Consider the following 18,459-nt stretch of genomic DNA (forward strand, 5'->3'; position numbering starts at 1 on the left):
TTTTATTTTTTCGCTACCGAAATTTTTACTGTTGCGTGTAATATCTCCGTAATTTTGAGACTATGAATGGTATGATTGAAACGAACCCACTTATAGATCGCTTGCCACCGCATTTAAAGCAGTTTATAAAACCACAGAATTACGATGAATACACGGCTATAAATCAAGCTGTGTGGCGCTATGTAATGCGCAAAAATGTAGATTATCTGGCAAAGGTAGCTCACGAGAGTTATCTGGACGGTTTACGCCAGACGGGCATTTCTATAGATAAAATCCCATCTATGTATGGGATGAACCGCATCCTTAAAGAAATAGGCTGGGCAGCCGTCGCTGTAGATGGTTTTATACCTCCTAATGCATTTATGGAATTTCAAGCCTATAAGGTGCTCGTCATAGCAAGCGACATCCGAACGCTGGAACATATTTCCTATACTCCTGCCCCAGATATCATACACGAAGGAGCAGGTCACGCCCCCATTATTGCGAGTCCTGATTATGCGGAGTATTTACGACGTTTTGGCGAGGTGGGCGCCAAAGCTATCTCCAGCGCCCACGATATGGAAATGTATGAAGCTGTGCGAGCGCTCTCCATCCTAGAAGAAAGCCCTCCCCCTAGCCCCCTCCCAGAGGGAGAGGGAAAACTAAGTGATGCTCAAAAATCATATTTGCAAAGTATCACTGATGCAAGAAACCGTGTCGAAACGTTGCAAAACAGGGAAGTTACCTCCTCAGAGATCGCTCTAATACGAAACTTACACTGGTGGACGGTGGAATATGGAATGATAGGTACACTAGAGAATCCTAAGATTTATGGTGCAGGATTGCTTTCATCCATAGGTGAGAGTGTATGGTGTATGAAAGACGAGGTCGAGAAGCTACCATATTCTATTGACGCGGCTTATAAAGAATTTGACATTACAAAACCACAACCTCAATTGTATGTCACTCCCGATTTTGCTCACCTTATGCAAGTGCTGGAAGAGTTTGCAAACACTATGGCCGTACGTAAAGGAGGATGGCGGGGCCTGCAAAAATTAATAGACTCAAGGCAGACGGGGACTATTGAAATAAGCACGGGTCTCCAAGTAAGTGGTACGTTCACAAGAATGATTCAAAATGAGGACAATGAAGTTGTTTATTTTGAGACCAGTGGTGAAACTGCGCTCGCTTATCGCGAAAAAGAACTCATAGGCCACGGAATATCAAGACATAAAAATGGATTTAGATCTCCCTTGGGTAAACTAAAGGGCATCAATCTTGCTATTGAAAATATGGGGCCTCGCGACCTTGAAGCTTATAATTTTTATGATGGAAAATCAATTTCCTTCGAGTTTGAAAGTGGCATTACCGTAAGCGGTATGAATGTCACGGGAATGCGCAACCTCAACGGTAAATTAATGCTTATTCAGTTTACAGACTGTACAGTTCGTTATAAAGATGAAGTTTTATTTACTCCAGAAATGGGCGACTTTGATATGGCGGTAGGAAAAGAAATTATCTCGGCATATGCTGGAGCCGCAGATTTTATGTCATTTCCTATCACCGTAAAACCATCTAACACGAAAACCATTAAGGTGGAGCGTACAGAAAAAGAAGAGGAGCTTATTGCCTTGTACGAAAAAGTAAGAGAGCAAAGAGCAGATGATTTTCTAGAAGAAAATCCTGATGCTTGTGTTGAGACTCTTGATATTTCTATGCTACAAGATGTATTTGAAAAACTTAAAAGTGATTTTCCAAATGACTGGTTACTCACCTTAGAAATATACGAATTAGTAAGATGGGAAAATTTAAGCAATCACCTGAAAGACATAAAACAAAGACGTCCCGAAGTGGCCCATCTTATCCAGGACGGACTTGACTTAATACATAACGAATAGACTATGGGATTTTTATCATCACTCTTTGGCAATAAAACAGATGCAGTTCAAGAATTTAAATCACGAGGAGCGGTCATTCTAGATGTACGCTCAAAAGCGGAATATGACAGTGGCGCAATCCCTGGTTCAAAACATATCCCATTACCCCACTTAAATGGAAAAGTTGAGGAAATTAAAAAGTGGAATAAACCGGTAATCACTTGTTGCGCCTCTGGAATGCGCAGTGCAAGCGCTGCTGCAGTCCTACGAAAAAATGGAGTAGAGACAATGAACGGCGGTGGCTGGTTTAAGCTGAGCCAGCGTCTTGACTAGCACGTGCTGTTTAAAAGTCAAAACTTAGAGTTTCAATGTTTCAAAATCTTCTGGTCTCTCGACAACTGTGTTTTGGTATTCTAAAGTCCATCCTAACGAGTTTGTGAGAATGTAAATTTTACTGAGCTCGGAAATCAAACGGTTTTCTGCGTTGGTATACAGCTCTGACGCTTCGATTTTCTTTTTGAGGCTCGTCTCAACACGAGATTTGATCTTGTTATAATCTTGTGCCTCAAACTGATTGAGGTAATCCTGCTGAACATCATAATACTCGATGTTAGGATTAATTTTGAGTTCTGGAGTTGGGATACTGGTAATGCGTACTGTTTTTGTGGTCTCGTCTATTTCGGTTATGACCTGGCTTAAGTCGTAGGAGATACTTGCCGTAGCATTAACAACTACTAGTGCTTTTTTCTTTGCCGTAAGGACATCTACGTAATACTTTTTTGAATCTTCGTAGGTCAAGACTTGCGCATAACTTCCTTCGGTAACTATGAGCTTGCCTACGTTTTTGAGTTGCTTTTGGATCAGGGCCGTATTTGCTTCTAACTGTTCGCGCTCGTCCTTGTTATGTTCACAATACCGGAGTCCAAAAACGATTGCCAGTGTCAACACAGCTCCAAAAAGTATCTTCCTCATTGCCTCATAAGTTTTAAGGAAAGGTACGGCAATTCTAAAAACTGAGTATGAAACCATCCTACTTTGATATATGAAAGTAGGATGGTGTTTAAGTACGCTTTCGCGAAAGCGGACTACTCATTTTATTCCCGAGTAAGGGAAACAGGAAAGTCTTGCCCAAACCCAAAACTAGAGGGATACTGAGGACTACCTTTATATTTTTCCGAAATTTCTGGAACACGGGACTCGAGGTATGCCTTAAGTTCATTTACGGTGATTCGTTTATCACCACTATCTGCCTTTCCGCTCAAGGCTTCTAATAATGCATAGGTGAATACGCCGTGACCCAGCTCTGCAAACTCGGTAGCAAACTGCTCACTTCCCGAGGCCGTAAGCCAGTGCGTACCCGTACTTCGTGCTAATTGAGCGATTGCCTTTTCTTCGGCAGCGCCTCTGGCAGCAATAGTATTTAAGGCACCTGCACTTTGACAGGCATCAAGGATGTATAATTGTTTTTGTGCCAGAATATTTGTGGAAAGCTCTTTTAGGTCACTTGCAGAAATTCCTTTTTGAGCAAGCGATGTATCGTTGCCGTAAAGCTGCGTAACGTCTGTAGGGACAATGTAAAACTCTTTCTCGTTATTCATTACTCCGTGACCGGCGTAATAGAATATGAAGATATCTTGCGGTTGTGCTTCTTGAGCAATACTTTTGAGTGCCTGCGTGATTTTCTCTTTTGTAGCCTCTGTATCTTTTATGAATGTTGCGTTTTGAGATTTTGTAATCCCCATCATTCCTTGTTTAATTGATTCCTCGAAGCTCGTAGCATCTGCCTTTGCATAATTGAGGTTATACTTTCCGTTTTTATAAGTATCTATACCTATCGTGAGACTGTGCAACACAATACCTCTGGAGAGAGGCAGGTCGCTCTTGCCTTCGTAAACTATCTCAAGAATTGCCGGAGGACTTTCGGTCTTTTGACTATTGACCGCAATTGCCTTAAAAACATTTTTACCTGGCAACAGTTTTAGATTATATGTTTTTTGAGTAGTGTCATCTTTTACATCATCTTCGACCGTAAGATTACGAGCATCACCTATCACTCTCTTGTCATTATGGTAGAGCCGTATCTCTATGATCTTATCTTCTGGAGCCTGAGTGTCCAAAATAAGTGATGCATTTTCGTTTGAGGCAATAATTTGCTCTGCTTGGGCATCATCCTCAACGGTGAGGTTTCTAGAACCATCTTTATAGGTAAGTGCTACAAATGGCGCTGGCTTAAGATTATTGAGGTCTATGTCATTATCCTCTGGTCTTTTATGATCGAGCACAATTCCTAATAGATTTGGAATATAATACCCTTCATACAATTGCTCAAGAGGCAAAATGGCGTCGCCATTTACATAATACATTGTTTTAATTGCAGTCTGAGATCCGTCAAAATGACCTTGAGGTGTTACAAATGCCCAATCTTTACTACCTTCAAATAAATAGAAGTTTCCTGCTCGCTCTCCGGTGTGTATGTCCCAAAGAATAAGCTCGTTCCCTTCGCCAGAGCTTATTAAGAAGTCATTTCCCAAAAATTGAACATTCTCAATCTCAGATTCGTGCCCTTTCAAAACAAAATGCAAGGTTCCATTTACAAGATCACTTATAAATATGCGATCCCCTTTTGCCTGTACGCTGGCAAGCAAGGTATTTTGTGCATTAATGTCATTAATGTCACTGTTAAAAGCCCCTCTTATATCTTTCCTACTCAAAAACTTACCCGAACTTGCGTTAAAGTAATCCACCTTTAGCCCATAATTAGACACAGTGATATATTCGGTATTAGAGATGGCATAAATACCTGAAATACCATCATATTTTACTCTGTACAATTCCTCCCCTTTATTGAGATCAAACATTGCAATATAATTGTCAAAGTAAATCGTCTCTCCCCTTTTAACCTTGACCATTACCGCAGCCCAGCTATTATCTGGACTTATAGCAATGGGATGATTTGCATTATAGTCTGCAACCTTTGCTTTAGGTGATTGTAGGATTGTTCTATTCCCCTTTATATCGTAAAAACTAATGAATTCATCACCTCTTAATCCAGCAATGCTTCCATCATCACTTAGCACAACTTTATCATTATATCCCAGCTCTGCAGTGAAGTTTGTATACTCTTCTTTCTCGAGATCATACACACGTAAAGCTCTTTCTCTTATCATAGATGTGGCGATCAATTTTCCCTTATTGCCAAAAGAAGATTTTGTCACATCTATGGGGAAATTAATTTCTTTTGTTCGCACGCCACCTGGGGTTACTGTCACCATTTTTGGATCTTTAGATCGGAAATCTCCGGTAAAAAAAGACATAGCATCCCGGCTAGCCGTAAGTGAAGTCGGGGTTATCAAACTTTTAAATGCAATTGTTGCACGCTCTGACATCTTCTTTGGATTTACTAGCTCAATATCGTGCTCCTTACTATCTCCCACCCAAAGTGCTTTCTTTGTACTTCCTATTCCTGAAACCGCTCCTAAATCTTTATAAATAAGCTCTTTACCGTTTATATAATTTATGGCAAGCAAACCTTCTTCGGTAGCAAAATATATCCTTTCTTCATCAGTAGAAATACTATATAGTCGCTCTAGGTCAGACTTGAACTGTTTTAGAGCAAACTTTTTATTCCATTTGATTTTACCTTTAAGGTCTGTGACATAGAATTGGAACTCTTGTAACTCCTGTGCCGCCATCGAAAGGACGTTTCCATTAGGTAAAAATTCATAGCCAAAATTCATAGGGTTCGTTATCTCCTTCGACGGCAAGTCGTATATAAATGTCTTATGATCCGTATGTGTAAACATCAATTTACTCCCGTCTGGTGAGAGGCTAAGCCAGCGCGCATAACCGGATATCATACTTGTTGCTCTATCTACTGGTTCCTCATAAACTACAGTAGGTATGGACTTAGGAGATTTTTGATAATATATACGCCATTCTGTGCTTGCATATTTATTCTCGACATAATAAAACCCTGACCCTTCGAGCGCTGGGCAGGCTCCCTCTATATCTACAAACTGCGAAACAATTTTGAGCGACGGCACCTCCCTCATTTGCAACACACCTCCTATACGAACAGCAAGATACTTGCTATCTGCCGTAAAGAATCCATTTGTAGGGGAAATGACTGGGACATCGGCTAGAATGTTCTTGCTTCCAGTCGCCCATAACTTAATGCGGCCGTCACTTCCTAGAGTTGCGACATATTTCTCATTTGGTGATGTCACGATTTTATTAATATACGCGCTATGATGAGCGGGCACGGTAGGAAAAACACTTTCTTGAGCTATTAATTTTGTAAAACCAAGGAAGCTCATCACTACTAGGACTATTTTCGTATACGCTTTCGCGAAAGCGTACATATTACCATAATCTCGTCTCATAATTATAGGTGTGTTAGTTCAACCATTAGAGGTACTACATAGCCAGAAGCTCCCTCTTTTACCTTAAACCCAGGTGTCGCCGAAGCATACTCAATATCCTTTTTGTCAATGAGCTTATTACCCAATGCCCTCTTAATCTTAGTAGTGAGGCCACCTTCTGTATTTTGCATAGCTGAGAGTAATTGCGTCTCGTCTAACTTTTGCTGACTAAAAAGAATAAGCAAATAATCTGTCCCTGGGTTGTTATCCATACGGATGACCTTTTTTTCGCTAGGAAAAGCGATGGCCGAGTTTGCCCCTATGAGCGGTGACATACCATCTGCATATGGTAAAATCTTATTTATTTTCTGACTTAAATCTGTTGCAAAAGCATAAATATATCCTTCATTAACATTATTGAGATAAAATCTAAAACGGGTTCCTGAAGCATATCCCTTTGCTCCTTTGTAAGCTACGAGATCCTCGCCCTCGACATCATCCTCTACCACAAGATTACGTGTAGAAGTTCTTCTCACATCTATTTCTTCACCTGTATTGAGTTCAAAACGCAGACTACCTTCTGGCAACTTTTGAGCAATAGGCTCTACGTCTGGCTCGTTATCTGGCTTATCATCGGGAATGTTATCTGGATCAGGTTTAGGCTCTTCTTTTTTCTTATGATAGCTGTAGGGTTGTAGTGCTCCCAGACACCATTCATCAAATTCTTTATAGGGCACCCAAATATATCCTCCATCTCCCCATTGTGTACTCCAGCTGTTTAAAACTCTTATTGCACCACCCTCGTAATTATCATCATAGCCTACAGCCACCATTGCGTGGTATCCGTGTTTTTTGGCTAGGGTACCTTTATCAGAAGGAAGGGAACGCCATACTTTTTTTGCCTTAAAAAAGCTTTCTGGCAATTTCATTCCTATTAAAACGGGATAACCCTCGCTCAAGGCCTTCTTCGTGGCGTTTACCCTAAAGCCCGGCTCTTGCTCGTCGTAAAAGAAAAGTGCTTGATAATCCCTGATTCTATAATCTATTGCCTCAAGTTGCGAAGCCTGTGTGATTTGTGCTCCGCATTGATAGGGGAAATTTTGGAGAAAAGGAGCTCCTACGATTTTCAAAGCTTCCATTCCTAGTCTCGGGTCTGCTCCTCCCTGGCAATTAGCATCCCCTTCTTTTTTAATCTGTTCATAGATAAAGGATGGCGACAGGGCATATCCTGTGATTTTTTGCTTGTCCTTAATATTAAAGTCCTTTGCAAGCATCGTGGTACGCAAACCATAGGCTGCCGCATAAGCAACACAGGTGCCAAACCTGCCTTGGTCGCCGGGAATAGGTGCAAATTCCTCAAGAGAGTAAGCGGCCGGAAGATTATCATAAGTTCCCGCTGTAAACTGTACTTTGTAGGGAATGCTCCTGTAGCTTCCAGGATCCCAATTCATTCCCATAGGATAATCTTGGGCAAGGAGTGTTGCTCCGATCAACAAAAATAGATAGGTAATTGATTTCATAATGTCTTGATTTTTACACTATAAAATTCCTACAAATTACCTGATATTGAAATAGGGCATTTGTCGTATTCTCATCTCTTTCAAGGTAAAACTTACGATGTTTTCCCCGAAAAAGGCAAAAAAATAGATTAAAAAAATGACTGGCAGATTGTAAAAGGATGTTGATTTTTACGCTATTGCGAACCTGCCTCGCGTCAGGCCGGAGCGTCACCTTATAAAGGCTACCATCACTTCTAACTTTAGGTTCTTGTTAGATAAGGTTATGCTTCTTAGCCTTCTGTACCGCCTCAATTTTAGAATGTACCTGAAGTTTTTTGTAGATGTTCTCAATATGTTTACGAACGGTACTCGGAGACAGGAACAAGTGGTCTGCAATTATGGTGTAGCTCAACCCCTTAGACAATTGTTCCAAGACCTCGATCTCTCGCTTAGAAAGACTTATTTGTTCCTTGTCGTTTAGATTTTCAATACTTGTGGGATTGCGCAGAAGCTTTAATGTCTTCATCGCGATAGAAGGATTCATCGCTGCTCCCCCCTTTAGCGTTTCGATGATACCGCTGTGTAGATCTTCTGGATTTACTTCTTTGAGCAAGTATCCATCTGCGCCTGCTTGGATAGCCTGAAAAATATTCTCGTCATTATCAAAAACGGTAAGCATCACAATTTTTATATGAGGATACTTTTGTTTTACGATTTGCGTAGTTTCAATACCATTGAGAACAGGCATCTCAATGTCCATTAAGATAATATCAAGATTATGATTTTCTTCTAAATGCGTGAGTGCTTTACTTCCATCCATAGCGGTCCACTTAATTGAAATATCATCAAAAAAGCTAAGCTTATCCTTAATGGCTTTAGTCAGAAAAGAATTATCGTCTACAATAGAGAGTTTGATTTTCATAGGATTAAAAATAATCGAAAAAATCAAACCCTCCAGTAGGGCAATTGCCCTAGTTTATAACATCAGCTGTTATCCTTCAAAATCGTCGTCTCCACCATCATCACCACGACCACCGCGCTCACGCTGTTTTTTCTGGTTAAATCTGTAGGTGAACGAGAGATTTACCTGTCGCACCCGCCACTGGAATTCGCTATCGCTTCTAAAGGTAGGCGTATCTGTAAATGAACGTCTCACACGGGAGTTAAAAAGGTCGCTCACGTTAAGGCCAATGGTCGCATTATCATTTATAATGTCTTTACTGAATGCTAGATTTACCGAGATAAGTCCTTTAGTATCTGTCTGAGCATTATTTGTAGGACCTCTATAAAACATATTGGTCTGCCAGTCTATTTTATACGGCAAGGTCACTTTTGCACTACCTCGAGCAAAGTAACTTGTATTCTCCGCCCCGAAGTCAGTACCATTAAATTCTCCCTCCGATACAAACCTGAAGAAATTAAAGCTACCGTTGAGTCGCAACCATTTGGCAGGATTATAAAGCACACCAGCTTCAAAACCATAACGTTCATTACTGCTCAGGTTTATGGGAAGGCTTCGTACGATGGGAATACCGTTAGGCGTATCTTCTCCTGTTTCTTCCTGAATGCGCTCAAAACTATCGGTCTCTCTCTGGTAGTATATGGAAGATGTTAAGGTAAGTTTATCCCAGCGTTTGAGATATCCTAGGTCAAAAGCATTTGCAAATGCCGGTCTCAAATTAGGGTTTCCCTGAAAGATATTTGCCTCACTTGACCGTGACGGGAACGGATTTACAGACCTTCCTCTGGGCCTGTTGATTCTACGATTATAACCTAGGGTAATATTCTCGCGATCATTAAGTTCGTAAGTTAGATTGAGCGTAGGAAACAGGCCGTCAAAAGTTCGGTCAAAGTCAACCAATAAATCATTTACAACATCTGTCTGGACACTTTCTTCATCTAAGGAGCCACGAAGTCTCGTGTGCTCATATCGCAATCCTGCAAGAAAAGAGAAATCACCAAATTTATTTCCATACTGCGTATACACCGCATTTACATCTTCATTATAAGTAAAAATGTTAGATAGGTCATCGTTTCTTAAAAACGGGCCACCTGGGAATTCCTCTTCGGTTGCGAGCTGATTTGTCACCGTTTCCTCAAAAGTTCCTCTGTACCCAGCTTCAAACTGTGCATTCTCGCCTATGGGCAAGACATAATCCACTTGACCTAGGTATTCGTTCTGAGTTTCATTTATGAGAATGTCTTCAGTGGGCAGTATTTCATCTTCTGGAAAGGTCTGGAACTCTTCGATGATAGAACGTTCTGTCTCTTCATCATCTGCCCACTGGAAATCTACGGTGAGTTCGTGACCGTCTTCATTGAATTTTGTGATATAGTTTAAGGAGAGCTGGAAACTCGTATCTTCTTCGGTTTCTAGCTCCGTACGGGTTCTGGATTCTAGGGGTGCACCATCTGGTCCAAAATCGTCTGTAAAATTATCGGTCATATCTTCATCATCTCCCAATCTCAGGAACGCACTAGCGGTCACCGAGGTTTTATCACTCAGAAAGTATTCCATACCAAGGTTGGTATTAAAACCTCGATTGAGACGTTCGTACTCTCGATTTTCTAAAACCGTAAGGTCTACATTGCCGTCCTCTAAAAATTCATTCCTAAAAAATGCATTTCCTGGGGATTGTCTATATCGTATTCCTGTTGTATTAAAAATGTTGAACTTATCTGTTCTTAAATTAATATTTCCAGTCAATCCACTTTGTAACGGAACCCCGTAGTTTGCTTGAATCTGTCCGTTAAGTCCCAGTGTTTTTTCCTTTCTCAGGATAATATTAAGAATTCCTGCGGTTCCTTCGGCGTCGTAGCGTGCGCTGGGAGAGGTAATGACTTCTACCCTTTCAATCGCTTCTGCGGGCAATTGTTGCAATGCGTCTGTACTCCCAAATCCCGCTATGGCACTGGGCCTTCCATTTATAAGAATGCGCACATTCCCATTTCCTCTCAGAGCAATCGCTCCATCTACATCTACAGTTACCGAAGGCACATTGCTCAATGCATCACTTACCGTTGCACCACTTGTGGTTAAATCCTTACCTATGTTATAGATTTTCTTATCTAGTCTGACTTGCACCTCTGTAGTTTCGGCACGTACGATTACTTCATTTAATGCTTGAGAATCCGTCTCAAGACTTATATTGGGGAGTGTAATATCACTAATTAGTTTTTGATTTGTAAGCGTTTTAGGCTCGTAAGAAATAAACTCAAATTTTACAGAGTAGGTACCTGATGGTACTTCAATATTGTATTCACCTTTCTGGTCTGTAATCCCACCTGTTACGATTTTTCCGGCTTGGTCTGTAAAGGATACTGTGGCATATTCCATTGGAGTGTTTGTATCGGCATCAAAAACTTTTCCGTTTACACTAACCTCTCTTTTGATTTGATTATCAGGACGTTGTCCAAATGCAATAGAGGTAACACCCATTAATGTTACCAATAGTAATTTTTTTAGCATAGCAATTTTTCTTATTTCCTTTTTTTGGACTTTCAAAGTTATCCTAGGTTTAAACTGCTTTACCCAATCTTTTGTTAAAAGAAAACGACAAACGTTAAAAGCCTGTTTGCCGTAAATATTGTTTGTGCTGTTGCTGATTATGCTTTCGCGAAAGCGTAAAAAAGTCCATTATACACGTGCTAGAAAAATCTAAAATTATCATCACCTACCTCACCCTTTTGTCCCAGGGTATTGAACTTGTAACTCAGACTAAACATAACGTACTGCTCAAGCACGGTACTTTGAATATCCTGAATAAAGTTTGCGCTTGCCGTACGACGTGCGTTAGTATTTTGATCTAACAGATCGTACACCTTCATTGTTGCAGTAAATTTATCTTTATAGAAACTGTAGGCCACCGTTGTGTTCCAAAACCAAGCGCTACGTTGAAAACCTGCGGCGATGTTGGGGTTGTAGTTATAAGTGACGTCATTACGCCACTCCAAGTGATCTATCATATTAAAAGTTGTATTAATGGATACATCGTGAGATACAAATTCTTGATCTTCAAAAGCGGCGATGCCAAACTCATTTGTTGTAAGATTAAGGCGATACTCTGTCCTTAGGTTTCCTACGCTTTTCCAATCTAACGTTGTGTTTACAGCTGGACCTGCGGTGCGACGCTTACTTGCATACTGCACGTCGTTATTAAAGTTTACCGACCTGCTTAAATTCACATAGCCTCTTGCCCCAAGGTCTAAGCTTCTAATGGAATCCAACTTAATTTTCTTATTATAGTTTGCACTTAAGTAGGTAGAGTAATTGCCATCTACATTTTCATAAGTAGTTCTCCGTACTAAATCCTCTCCTATGACAGATCTAGTTACAACATCGTCTTCTGTAACATTAATATTACCATAAAAACCATAACCGGCTCCCTTCTGAAAATCATAATTTCTAAAACTTACATACCCGGTATATCTATTTGCCGGGGATAGGTTGGGGTTACCTTGTACTATATCGAGTGGATCTGTAACATCTATAAAGGGGTTAAGTTGTTGTACATCTGGCGGATCATTTGTCTTTGCAGCTCTTGCGTAGATAGACATTTTAGGAGAAAAACGATAATTTAGGTTTGTTGTAAACTCTACAGCTTCAAAATCCTGTTCTATATCTAGTTCTGGCCTAAGGTTATCTGTATTTTCTAGAGTTCTAAACACATAACCCGAGCTAGCGCTTAAGGAAAGTTTGTCTGTTCTATAACTCAATCCTATTTCTGGAAAAGCTCTAATATTACGCCCTTCGAAATTAGTGCTCAATAATTCATTGAACTGATCGTACTGTTGCGTGGACTCATTAAAATCAAAAGTGGACCTTCTTCTTTTTCTCAAGTCATTCCGGTATCCTAGGTCGAGATCTAAAAATAATTTTTTTGTAATAAGTGGCGCACGGTAAGAAAGATTCACATTAAATCCTGTAAGATCCGTCTCTCCGTCTGTAAATTGATCTCGCGTGATGGTTTCTGGATTGTCACCAAAAATTTGTGTCGTACTCTGAACAAAATCTTCACTTTCCTGACGACTCAATTCGTTTTGAACTCTTGCTCTAATAAAAGCTCCCTTATCTCCCCACTTCTTAGTAATCGAGATATTGTTCTCAAAATCATTACCCGTGTTTCTAGTAAGATTGCTATTTTCCGACTGGTTAATGAGATCGCCAGTTTCATTGAGAGACTCTTCATTGCGAGCAAAACGTGACTCTCTATCTGCCCTATTAAAAGTGGGTCGGATGTTTACCAGAATAGTAGAATCTCTCTTTATATTGATATTTCCATTTACATTGTGACTGTCTGCATTTGTATCTGATCTAGATATGCTATTTGTAAAGAAGCGTCTATCTGGTAAGATGTTTTCTCTCTCTACGATGCGCTCGTCAAAGGAGTTTGCACCCGAATAAAAATAGTCCAGACTCGCATCTACATCTTCTGAATAATCATCTGCATAATTTGCCCCTATATTGCGACTATTTACTATTCCTTGACCACCGCCAAAGGATCTCCCATCTAAAGAAAAAGTTCCGTTACTGCTCACAGACATACTACTTATGTTAGTAAACATTTTTTGTATCTCTCCAAAACTAAATCCGGGGGAATTGATATTATTCCCGCCCGCAAGCACACTTATGCGCCTGTCGTTATTAAACGAGTTTACAATACCCGCATATTCAAAACGATCATCAGTCCCCGCACCACCAGCGACCCTACCAAAGAGCCCTTTATTTTTCTCCTCAGAAATCGTGAGATTTATCGTTTTACTGTCATCATCTCCTTCTTCACCCGTAAATGCTTCGTCATCTGACTTGGTATCTACAACTTGTATTTTTTCTATAATCTCTTTTGTTAAGTTACGCGTAGCAATCGTCGGGTCATTACTAAAAAAGGGCTTCCCATTTACTAATATCTTACTTACCTCTTTACCATTTACGAGAATTTTGCCATTTTCATCTACCTCGACTCCAGGTAATTCCTTGAGTAAATCCTCTACTGTTGCATCTTTTTTGGTCTTAAAAGAGCTCACATTAAATTCTAAAGTATCCTTCTTTACCGTGATGGGAGCTCTGCTTTTGAGCACAATCTCGCCTAAAGTAGCTGCAGAGATTTCTAAAGAGATATCGCCCAGTTTAATTGCTCCTTGCGATAGATCTACTTCCTTAGCATAATTTTTATAGCCCAAAAATGAGACGTTTACACGCGCTCTTTTCTCCTGACTCCTGCCTTCAAGCCTAAAAACTCCCTCTTGGTCTGTGATAGTATAGGTGACAAGCGTACTGTCTTTTACCGTTTCTAAAAAAACAGTGGCTGCCTCGAGGGTTTGATTGGTCTCTTTGTCCTTAAGTGTTCCTGTGATGGAGAATGATTGCGCTTTCGCGAAAGCGGAAAAAAGAAATATTCCCGCAAGAAGTAGTAAACGTACTGATTGCATAATGTGATGATTGATGAATGAACGTAAAAATGCCAAATCTCAAGGCTTTAAAGGGAGGAATACCGTAAGATTAAGAAACCTTTAACAAAAACGCAAATATTCAAAATATAGTGTTCCTTAATATTCACATTTCATTGGGACGCCCCGAATGGAGAAAGTCGTAATTTTAAATTGAAATCAAATACCAACCGAAATGAATAAATTTATAAAAGCGCTTATTGCGGGTTACGGCGCAAAAAAATTAGGCGGCGGCTGTATAAGCACCATTATTATTTTCTTAATTATCTGGTGGTTACTCGGGCTGTTTGGGTAGCTGGAAGCTGGAAGCTGGAAGCTGGAAGCTGGAAGCTGGAAGCTGGAAGCTGGAAGCTGGAAGCTGGAAGCTTAATATTAAAAAATCCTCTCAAAATTTGAGAGGATTTTACATTTTAATACGTTACACTTCGATTACTTTAGGTTACTTCTTTCTAAAATAAATTGAAATAGGAACTCCTGAAAAATCGTAGGCTTCACGCAACTTATTTTCTAGAAAACGACGATAGCCATCCTTGAGATACTGTGGTAAATTACAGAACAAAGCAAACTGTGGCTGCGGTGTAGGTAACTGCATACAGTATTTAATTTTTACGTACTTACCTTTATACGCTGGTGGCGGGAATGCCTCGACTAGCGGTAGGAAAAATTCGTTAAGCTCACTTGTTTTAATACGACGTGTTTTGTTCTCATATACTTGAACGGCTGTCTCTATAGCTTTAAAAATACGCTGCTTTTCCAGAACTGAGATAAAAACAATAGGTACATCTGTAAAAGGCTCTATCTGCTGTTTGATATGCTTTTCAAATTGCTTCATTGTTTTAGTATCCTTCTCAACAAGGTCCCACTTATTTACCAGAATCACAATCCCTTTACGGTTGCGCTGGGCGAGCCAGAAGATATTTTGCACCTGCCCATCAAAACCTCTTGTAGCATCTACTACAAGTAAACAGACATCTGCATGTTCGATTGCTCTTACAGAGCGCATTACAGAATAAAACTCGAGATCCTCCTTAACCTTAGCCTTACGACGAATTCCAGCCGTATCCATAAGGTTAAATTCAAAACCAAAGCGATTGTATTTTGTATCTATGGAGTCTCTCGTTGTTCCCGCAATATCTGTTACAATGTAGCGCTCCTCTCCAATCAATGCATTGATAAAAGATGATTTCCCAGCATTAGGCCTACCCACAACTGCAAATCGAGGCAGCTCTGACTCCTCTACTTCTTCTTTTTCTGGTAGCGCTTCTACAACCGCATCTAGCAAGTCTCCTGTTCCGCTACCATTAGTTGCGGCAATGGTGTAGAAATCTCCTAATCCTAGATTATAAAACTCTACTGCATCTGCAGCACGTTTGTTATTATCTACCTTATTTACAGCTAGAAATACAGGCTTTTTTTGACGGCGAAGCAAGTTTGCAACTTCCTCATCCATTCCAGTAATTCCGTGTTCTACATCTACCATAAAAATGATAGCATCTGCCTCACCTATAGCCAGTTCTACCTGTTTATCTATTTCTGCCTCAAAGACGTCGTCGCTTCCTATAACGTATCCTCCAGTATCAATTACAGTAAACTCACGACCGTTCCAGTCTGTTTTTCCATAGTGACGGTCTCGTGTGACACCGCTTACAGCATCTACAATCGCCTCACGACGTTGTACTAACCGATTAAAAAATGTGGATTTCCCTACATTGGGACGACCTACAATTGCAACTATGGTACTCATTATGACTAATTTTTTATAGTTTGCAAAGATACGTTTAAATGTATGAGCAACGCGTATTCTGGATGTAAATGGAAGCAACGATTAACTGCTAATGATTTAATAAAATATTCTGTGAGGAAAGAGCAGGTTGTACTTTTATATTTCTAAGAATTTATATGAACATCTTTATTATTGTTTTCCTCATAGGATTATTAGGTGCTGTTCTCGCATCCCTTCCTCCTAGCGCTACTAATCTGGCAGTGGTTAAGTACACCTCAAAAAAAACACTATCAAAAGCGCTTCAGTTAGGATACGGTGCCGCACTAGGCGAGGTAGTCGTTTCTGGACTAGCTATGGTTTTTGGAATTTTTGCCCAGCGCATTTTTAGAGAACATCTATGGATTCAGATATCATTTATCGTTTTGATGGGACTTGCTGGAATCTATTTCTTAAGAAAAAAAGAGAAAGAAGCATCTAACAATGAAGATTCAAGTCTACCTACGCGATTTATAAGCGGTTTATTATTGGGTGCACTTAATATCCCAATGTTTATTTACTGGACAGCAGTATTTTCAGTTAGTTCTAAATATGTGATCCTAAACGAAAACGCTCCTATTAAACTAATCGTTCTCTTCCTGAGTGGCGTCTTTTTAGGGAAGTACTTGATCCTTTTTCTTTATGGAAAGTTGAGTAATTATATGACAGAGAACTTCGCTAGTTTTAAGGGTAAACTAAACACCATTATAGGCGTTGTGCTCATTCTCGCTTCCATTGGACAGGCCATTAAATTGGTGATCGATTAGTGAGGTAAAAATGTAAGCTTTTGCAAAAGCAAACTACTAACTCGCTATGATTTTTTCCTTATTCATAGCTGTTTTTGCAACATTTATTGGGGCGCTTCCTCCAGGAGCTTCCAACCTAGCTGTTGTAAAAACCACAGCAGAAGAATCCATACAGGAATCTCTAAAAATCACTTACGGTGCTGCGACTGGGGAAGTGCTTGTAGCCATTATCGCATTGTCTTTCGGAATGATGGTACAATCATTTTACGATAAAAATTTATGGTTACAAATAAGTTTTAGCGCGGTGATGGGGGCATTCGGATTGTATTTTATATTTAAAAAACAACGCAAAGAGACAAAGACAAAACCTAACAAAAAAAAATTTTTGCGCGGCTTCATTTTTGGCGCTATCAATCCGCCGGTATTAATTTATTGGATGGTGCTCTTTTCTATCTCGAGTAGTTATTCTAGCATTCACGAAGGCTCTCCGTGGTTCATACTGCTCTTCTTTTTTACTGGAGTATTCCTGGGAAAGACAGTAGCCCTTTATGGATATGCCTTATTGAGCAGGTTTATAATTCAAAAAAATGGTCATTTTAAGTCAATGCTCAATAATATTATTGGTATTGTGCTTGTCATTCTTGCCCTTTTACAAGGTTCAAAACTACTCTTCTTTTAACAATCGCATTAAATTAAAGCACAACTGATCTACTTTCCCGCTTTCTGGACTCAAACCAGAGATGTTAGACAAGAGTGCTATGGCTACTCTAGTGTCAACATCCATTGCAAGTGAGGATGTAAATCCTCCTGTCGCCCCATTGTGCCAGTAGAATTTTTGTCCGCTCTGAGCCTTTATAATATGCCATCCTAGTGCGATATCCATATTATTGTTTATGGTATGAGTACGTTTTCGCGAAAGCGCAAGAGCATCATTCCCACCAGCAAAATGCGCTTTAACAAACAAAGACAGATCCTCAGTAGTCGATATAATTGCTCCAGCAGGAGCCATAGCATCCATATCCCAAAAGGAAACGGATTGTCCATCCTTATCGAGACCACTCACCAGAAATTGTTCCACATTTACATTACCAAACGTGGATTGCTTCATTCCAAATACTTTAAATATCTTTTCGGAAATCAGTTTTTTGTATGGAGTATCATAAACTTGGGCTAGTGTTTGTCCTAACAATCCAGCGCCTAGATTAGAATACCCATATGTTGTACCTGATTTATTCTCTAGCTCTAATTGATCTGCTAGATATGAGTCAAGAGAAGCTTTATCATAAATCTTATAAGGATTGTTCACCTCAAAACCTTGTGCGTTAAAAATATTAGAAGGGAGACGCGGTAATCCTGAAGTGTGATTTGCCAGTTGCTCAAAGCTGATTTCTATATTGCCCGAGAACGGAGCGTTGTAATGATTAGTTATAGATTCTTTGAGACTTACTCTACCTTCTGTAATCGCCTGAGCGAGCAAGGTAGAAGTAAACACTTTGGTCACAGACCCTATTTCATACGCATAGGGTTTGTGAGCGATGACGCTTAGCGTATCATTATCTCTTTTTACATCCACAAAAGTTTCTTGGCCTTCGTTCAAGAATGCAAATGAGATCTGCGTATTATTTGGAAATCTCTTTGTCTGTTCATAAACCTTTAAACTTATCGCCTCAGATGGGAATTGAGTTGTATCAAAACCGTTAACAGCCTCGCTGGTTTGTGCCTGACAAGAAAACAAGGTAAAAGCACTTAAGATTAATGTATAAACTATTTTCATTTCTGGAAGTTTGACAC

13 protein-coding genes are annotated in these 18,459 nt (G+C 39.9%); 5 read left to right on the plus strand and 8 right to left on the minus strand.

The genetic code is table 11. The annotated features are described in order from the left end of the window. Nucleotides 1-62: 62 nt before the first annotated feature. Together EAX61_RS04765 and EAX61_RS04770 are read left to right on the plus strand one after the other, a co-directional pair. Complete coding sequence (locus tag EAX61_RS04765; protein ID WP_121916524.1) at nucleotides 63-1,877, plus strand: aromatic amino acid hydroxylase; 1,815 nt, start codon at nucleotides 63-65, stop codon at nucleotides 1,875-1,877. 3 nt (nucleotides 1,878-1,880) lie between these two features. Next, complete coding sequence (locus tag EAX61_RS04770; protein ID WP_121916525.1) at nucleotides 1,881-2,189, plus strand: rhodanese-like domain-containing protein; 309 nt, start codon at nucleotides 1,881-1,883, stop codon at nucleotides 2,187-2,189. A gap of 24 nt (nucleotides 2,190-2,213) precedes the next feature. On the opposite strand, the gene EAX61_RS04775 is transcribed toward EAX61_RS04770, so the two are convergent. The 6 genes from EAX61_RS04775 to EAX61_RS04800 form a co-directional block, all read right to left on the minus strand. Next, complete coding sequence (locus EAX61_RS04775; protein ID WP_121916526.1) at nucleotides 2,214-2,828, minus strand: DUF4230 domain-containing protein; 615 nt, start codon at nucleotides 2,826-2,828, stop codon at nucleotides 2,214-2,216. A 122-nt stretch (nucleotides 2,829-2,950) separates the two neighbouring features. Continuing rightward, on the minus strand, nucleotides 2,951-6,238 hold the full coding sequence (locus EAX61_RS04780) for a caspase family protein (protein ID WP_121916527.1): 3,288 nt from the start codon (nucleotides 6,236-6,238) through the stop codon (nucleotides 2,951-2,953). Nucleotides 6,239-6,240: 2 nt separating this feature from the next. Continuing rightward, complete coding sequence (locus tag EAX61_RS04785) at nucleotides 6,241-7,737, minus strand: C1 family peptidase (RefSeq protein WP_121916528.1); 1,497 nt, start codon at nucleotides 7,735-7,737, stop codon at nucleotides 6,241-6,243. Nucleotides 7,738-7,987: 250 nt separating this feature from the next. Beyond that, entirely contained in the window at nucleotides 7,988-8,638 is a 651-nt protein-coding gene (locus tag EAX61_RS04790; RefSeq protein WP_121916529.1) for a response regulator, read from the minus strand. A 69-nt stretch (nucleotides 8,639-8,707) separates the two neighbouring features. Beyond that, a complete protein-coding gene (locus EAX61_RS04795) occupies nucleotides 8,708-11,185 on the minus strand; it encodes a TonB-dependent receptor (RefSeq protein WP_347337921.1) in 2,478 nt (825 codons plus the stop codon). A 179-nt stretch (nucleotides 11,186-11,364) separates the two neighbouring features. After that, on the minus strand, nucleotides 11,365-14,145 hold the full coding sequence (locus EAX61_RS04800; protein WP_121916530.1) for an outer membrane beta-barrel protein: 2,781 nt from the start codon (nucleotides 14,143-14,145) through the stop codon (nucleotides 11,365-11,367). 305 nt (nucleotides 14,146-14,450) lie between these two features. Between EAX61_RS04800 and EAX61_RS16420 the strand changes: the two genes are divergently transcribed. Further along, nucleotides 14,451-14,621 (plus strand): hypothetical protein, encoded by a 171-nt coding sequence (locus tag EAX61_RS16420; protein WP_161555193.1) that lies wholly within the window; start codon nucleotides 14,451-14,453, stop codon nucleotides 14,619-14,621. Here the strand turns inward: EAX61_RS16420 and der are convergent. Then, on the minus strand, nucleotides 14,603-15,907 hold the full coding sequence (der, locus tag EAX61_RS04805) for a ribosome biogenesis GTPase Der (protein ID WP_121916531.1): 1,305 nt from the start codon (nucleotides 15,905-15,907) through the stop codon (nucleotides 14,603-14,605). The genes EAX61_RS16420 and der overlap by 19 nt on opposite strands. A 155-nt stretch (nucleotides 15,908-16,062) precedes the next feature. Here der and EAX61_RS04810 point away from each other — a divergent pair, with 155 nt between their 5' ends. Continuing rightward, nucleotides 16,063-16,689, plus strand: a complete 627-nt coding sequence (locus EAX61_RS04810; protein WP_121916532.1) for a LysE family transporter — start codon at nucleotides 16,063-16,065, stop codon at nucleotides 16,687-16,689. A 46-nt stretch (nucleotides 16,690-16,735) separates the two neighbouring features. Next, a complete protein-coding gene (locus EAX61_RS04815; protein ID WP_121916533.1) occupies nucleotides 16,736-17,347 on the plus strand; it encodes a LysE family transporter in 612 nt (203 codons plus the stop codon). Here the strand turns inward: EAX61_RS04815 and EAX61_RS04820 are convergent. Further along, nucleotides 17,333-18,442, minus strand: a complete 1,110-nt coding sequence (locus tag EAX61_RS04820) for a serine hydrolase domain-containing protein (RefSeq protein ID WP_121916534.1) — start codon at nucleotides 18,440-18,442, stop codon at nucleotides 17,333-17,335. The genes EAX61_RS04815 and EAX61_RS04820 overlap by 15 nt on opposite strands. Nucleotides 18,443-18,459: the final 17 nt, after the last annotated feature.

This window comes from Dokdonia sinensis (genome assembly GCF_003688895.1).
GTDB lineage: Bacteria > Bacteroidota > Bacteroidia > Flavobacteriales > Flavobacteriaceae > Dokdonia > Dokdonia sinensis.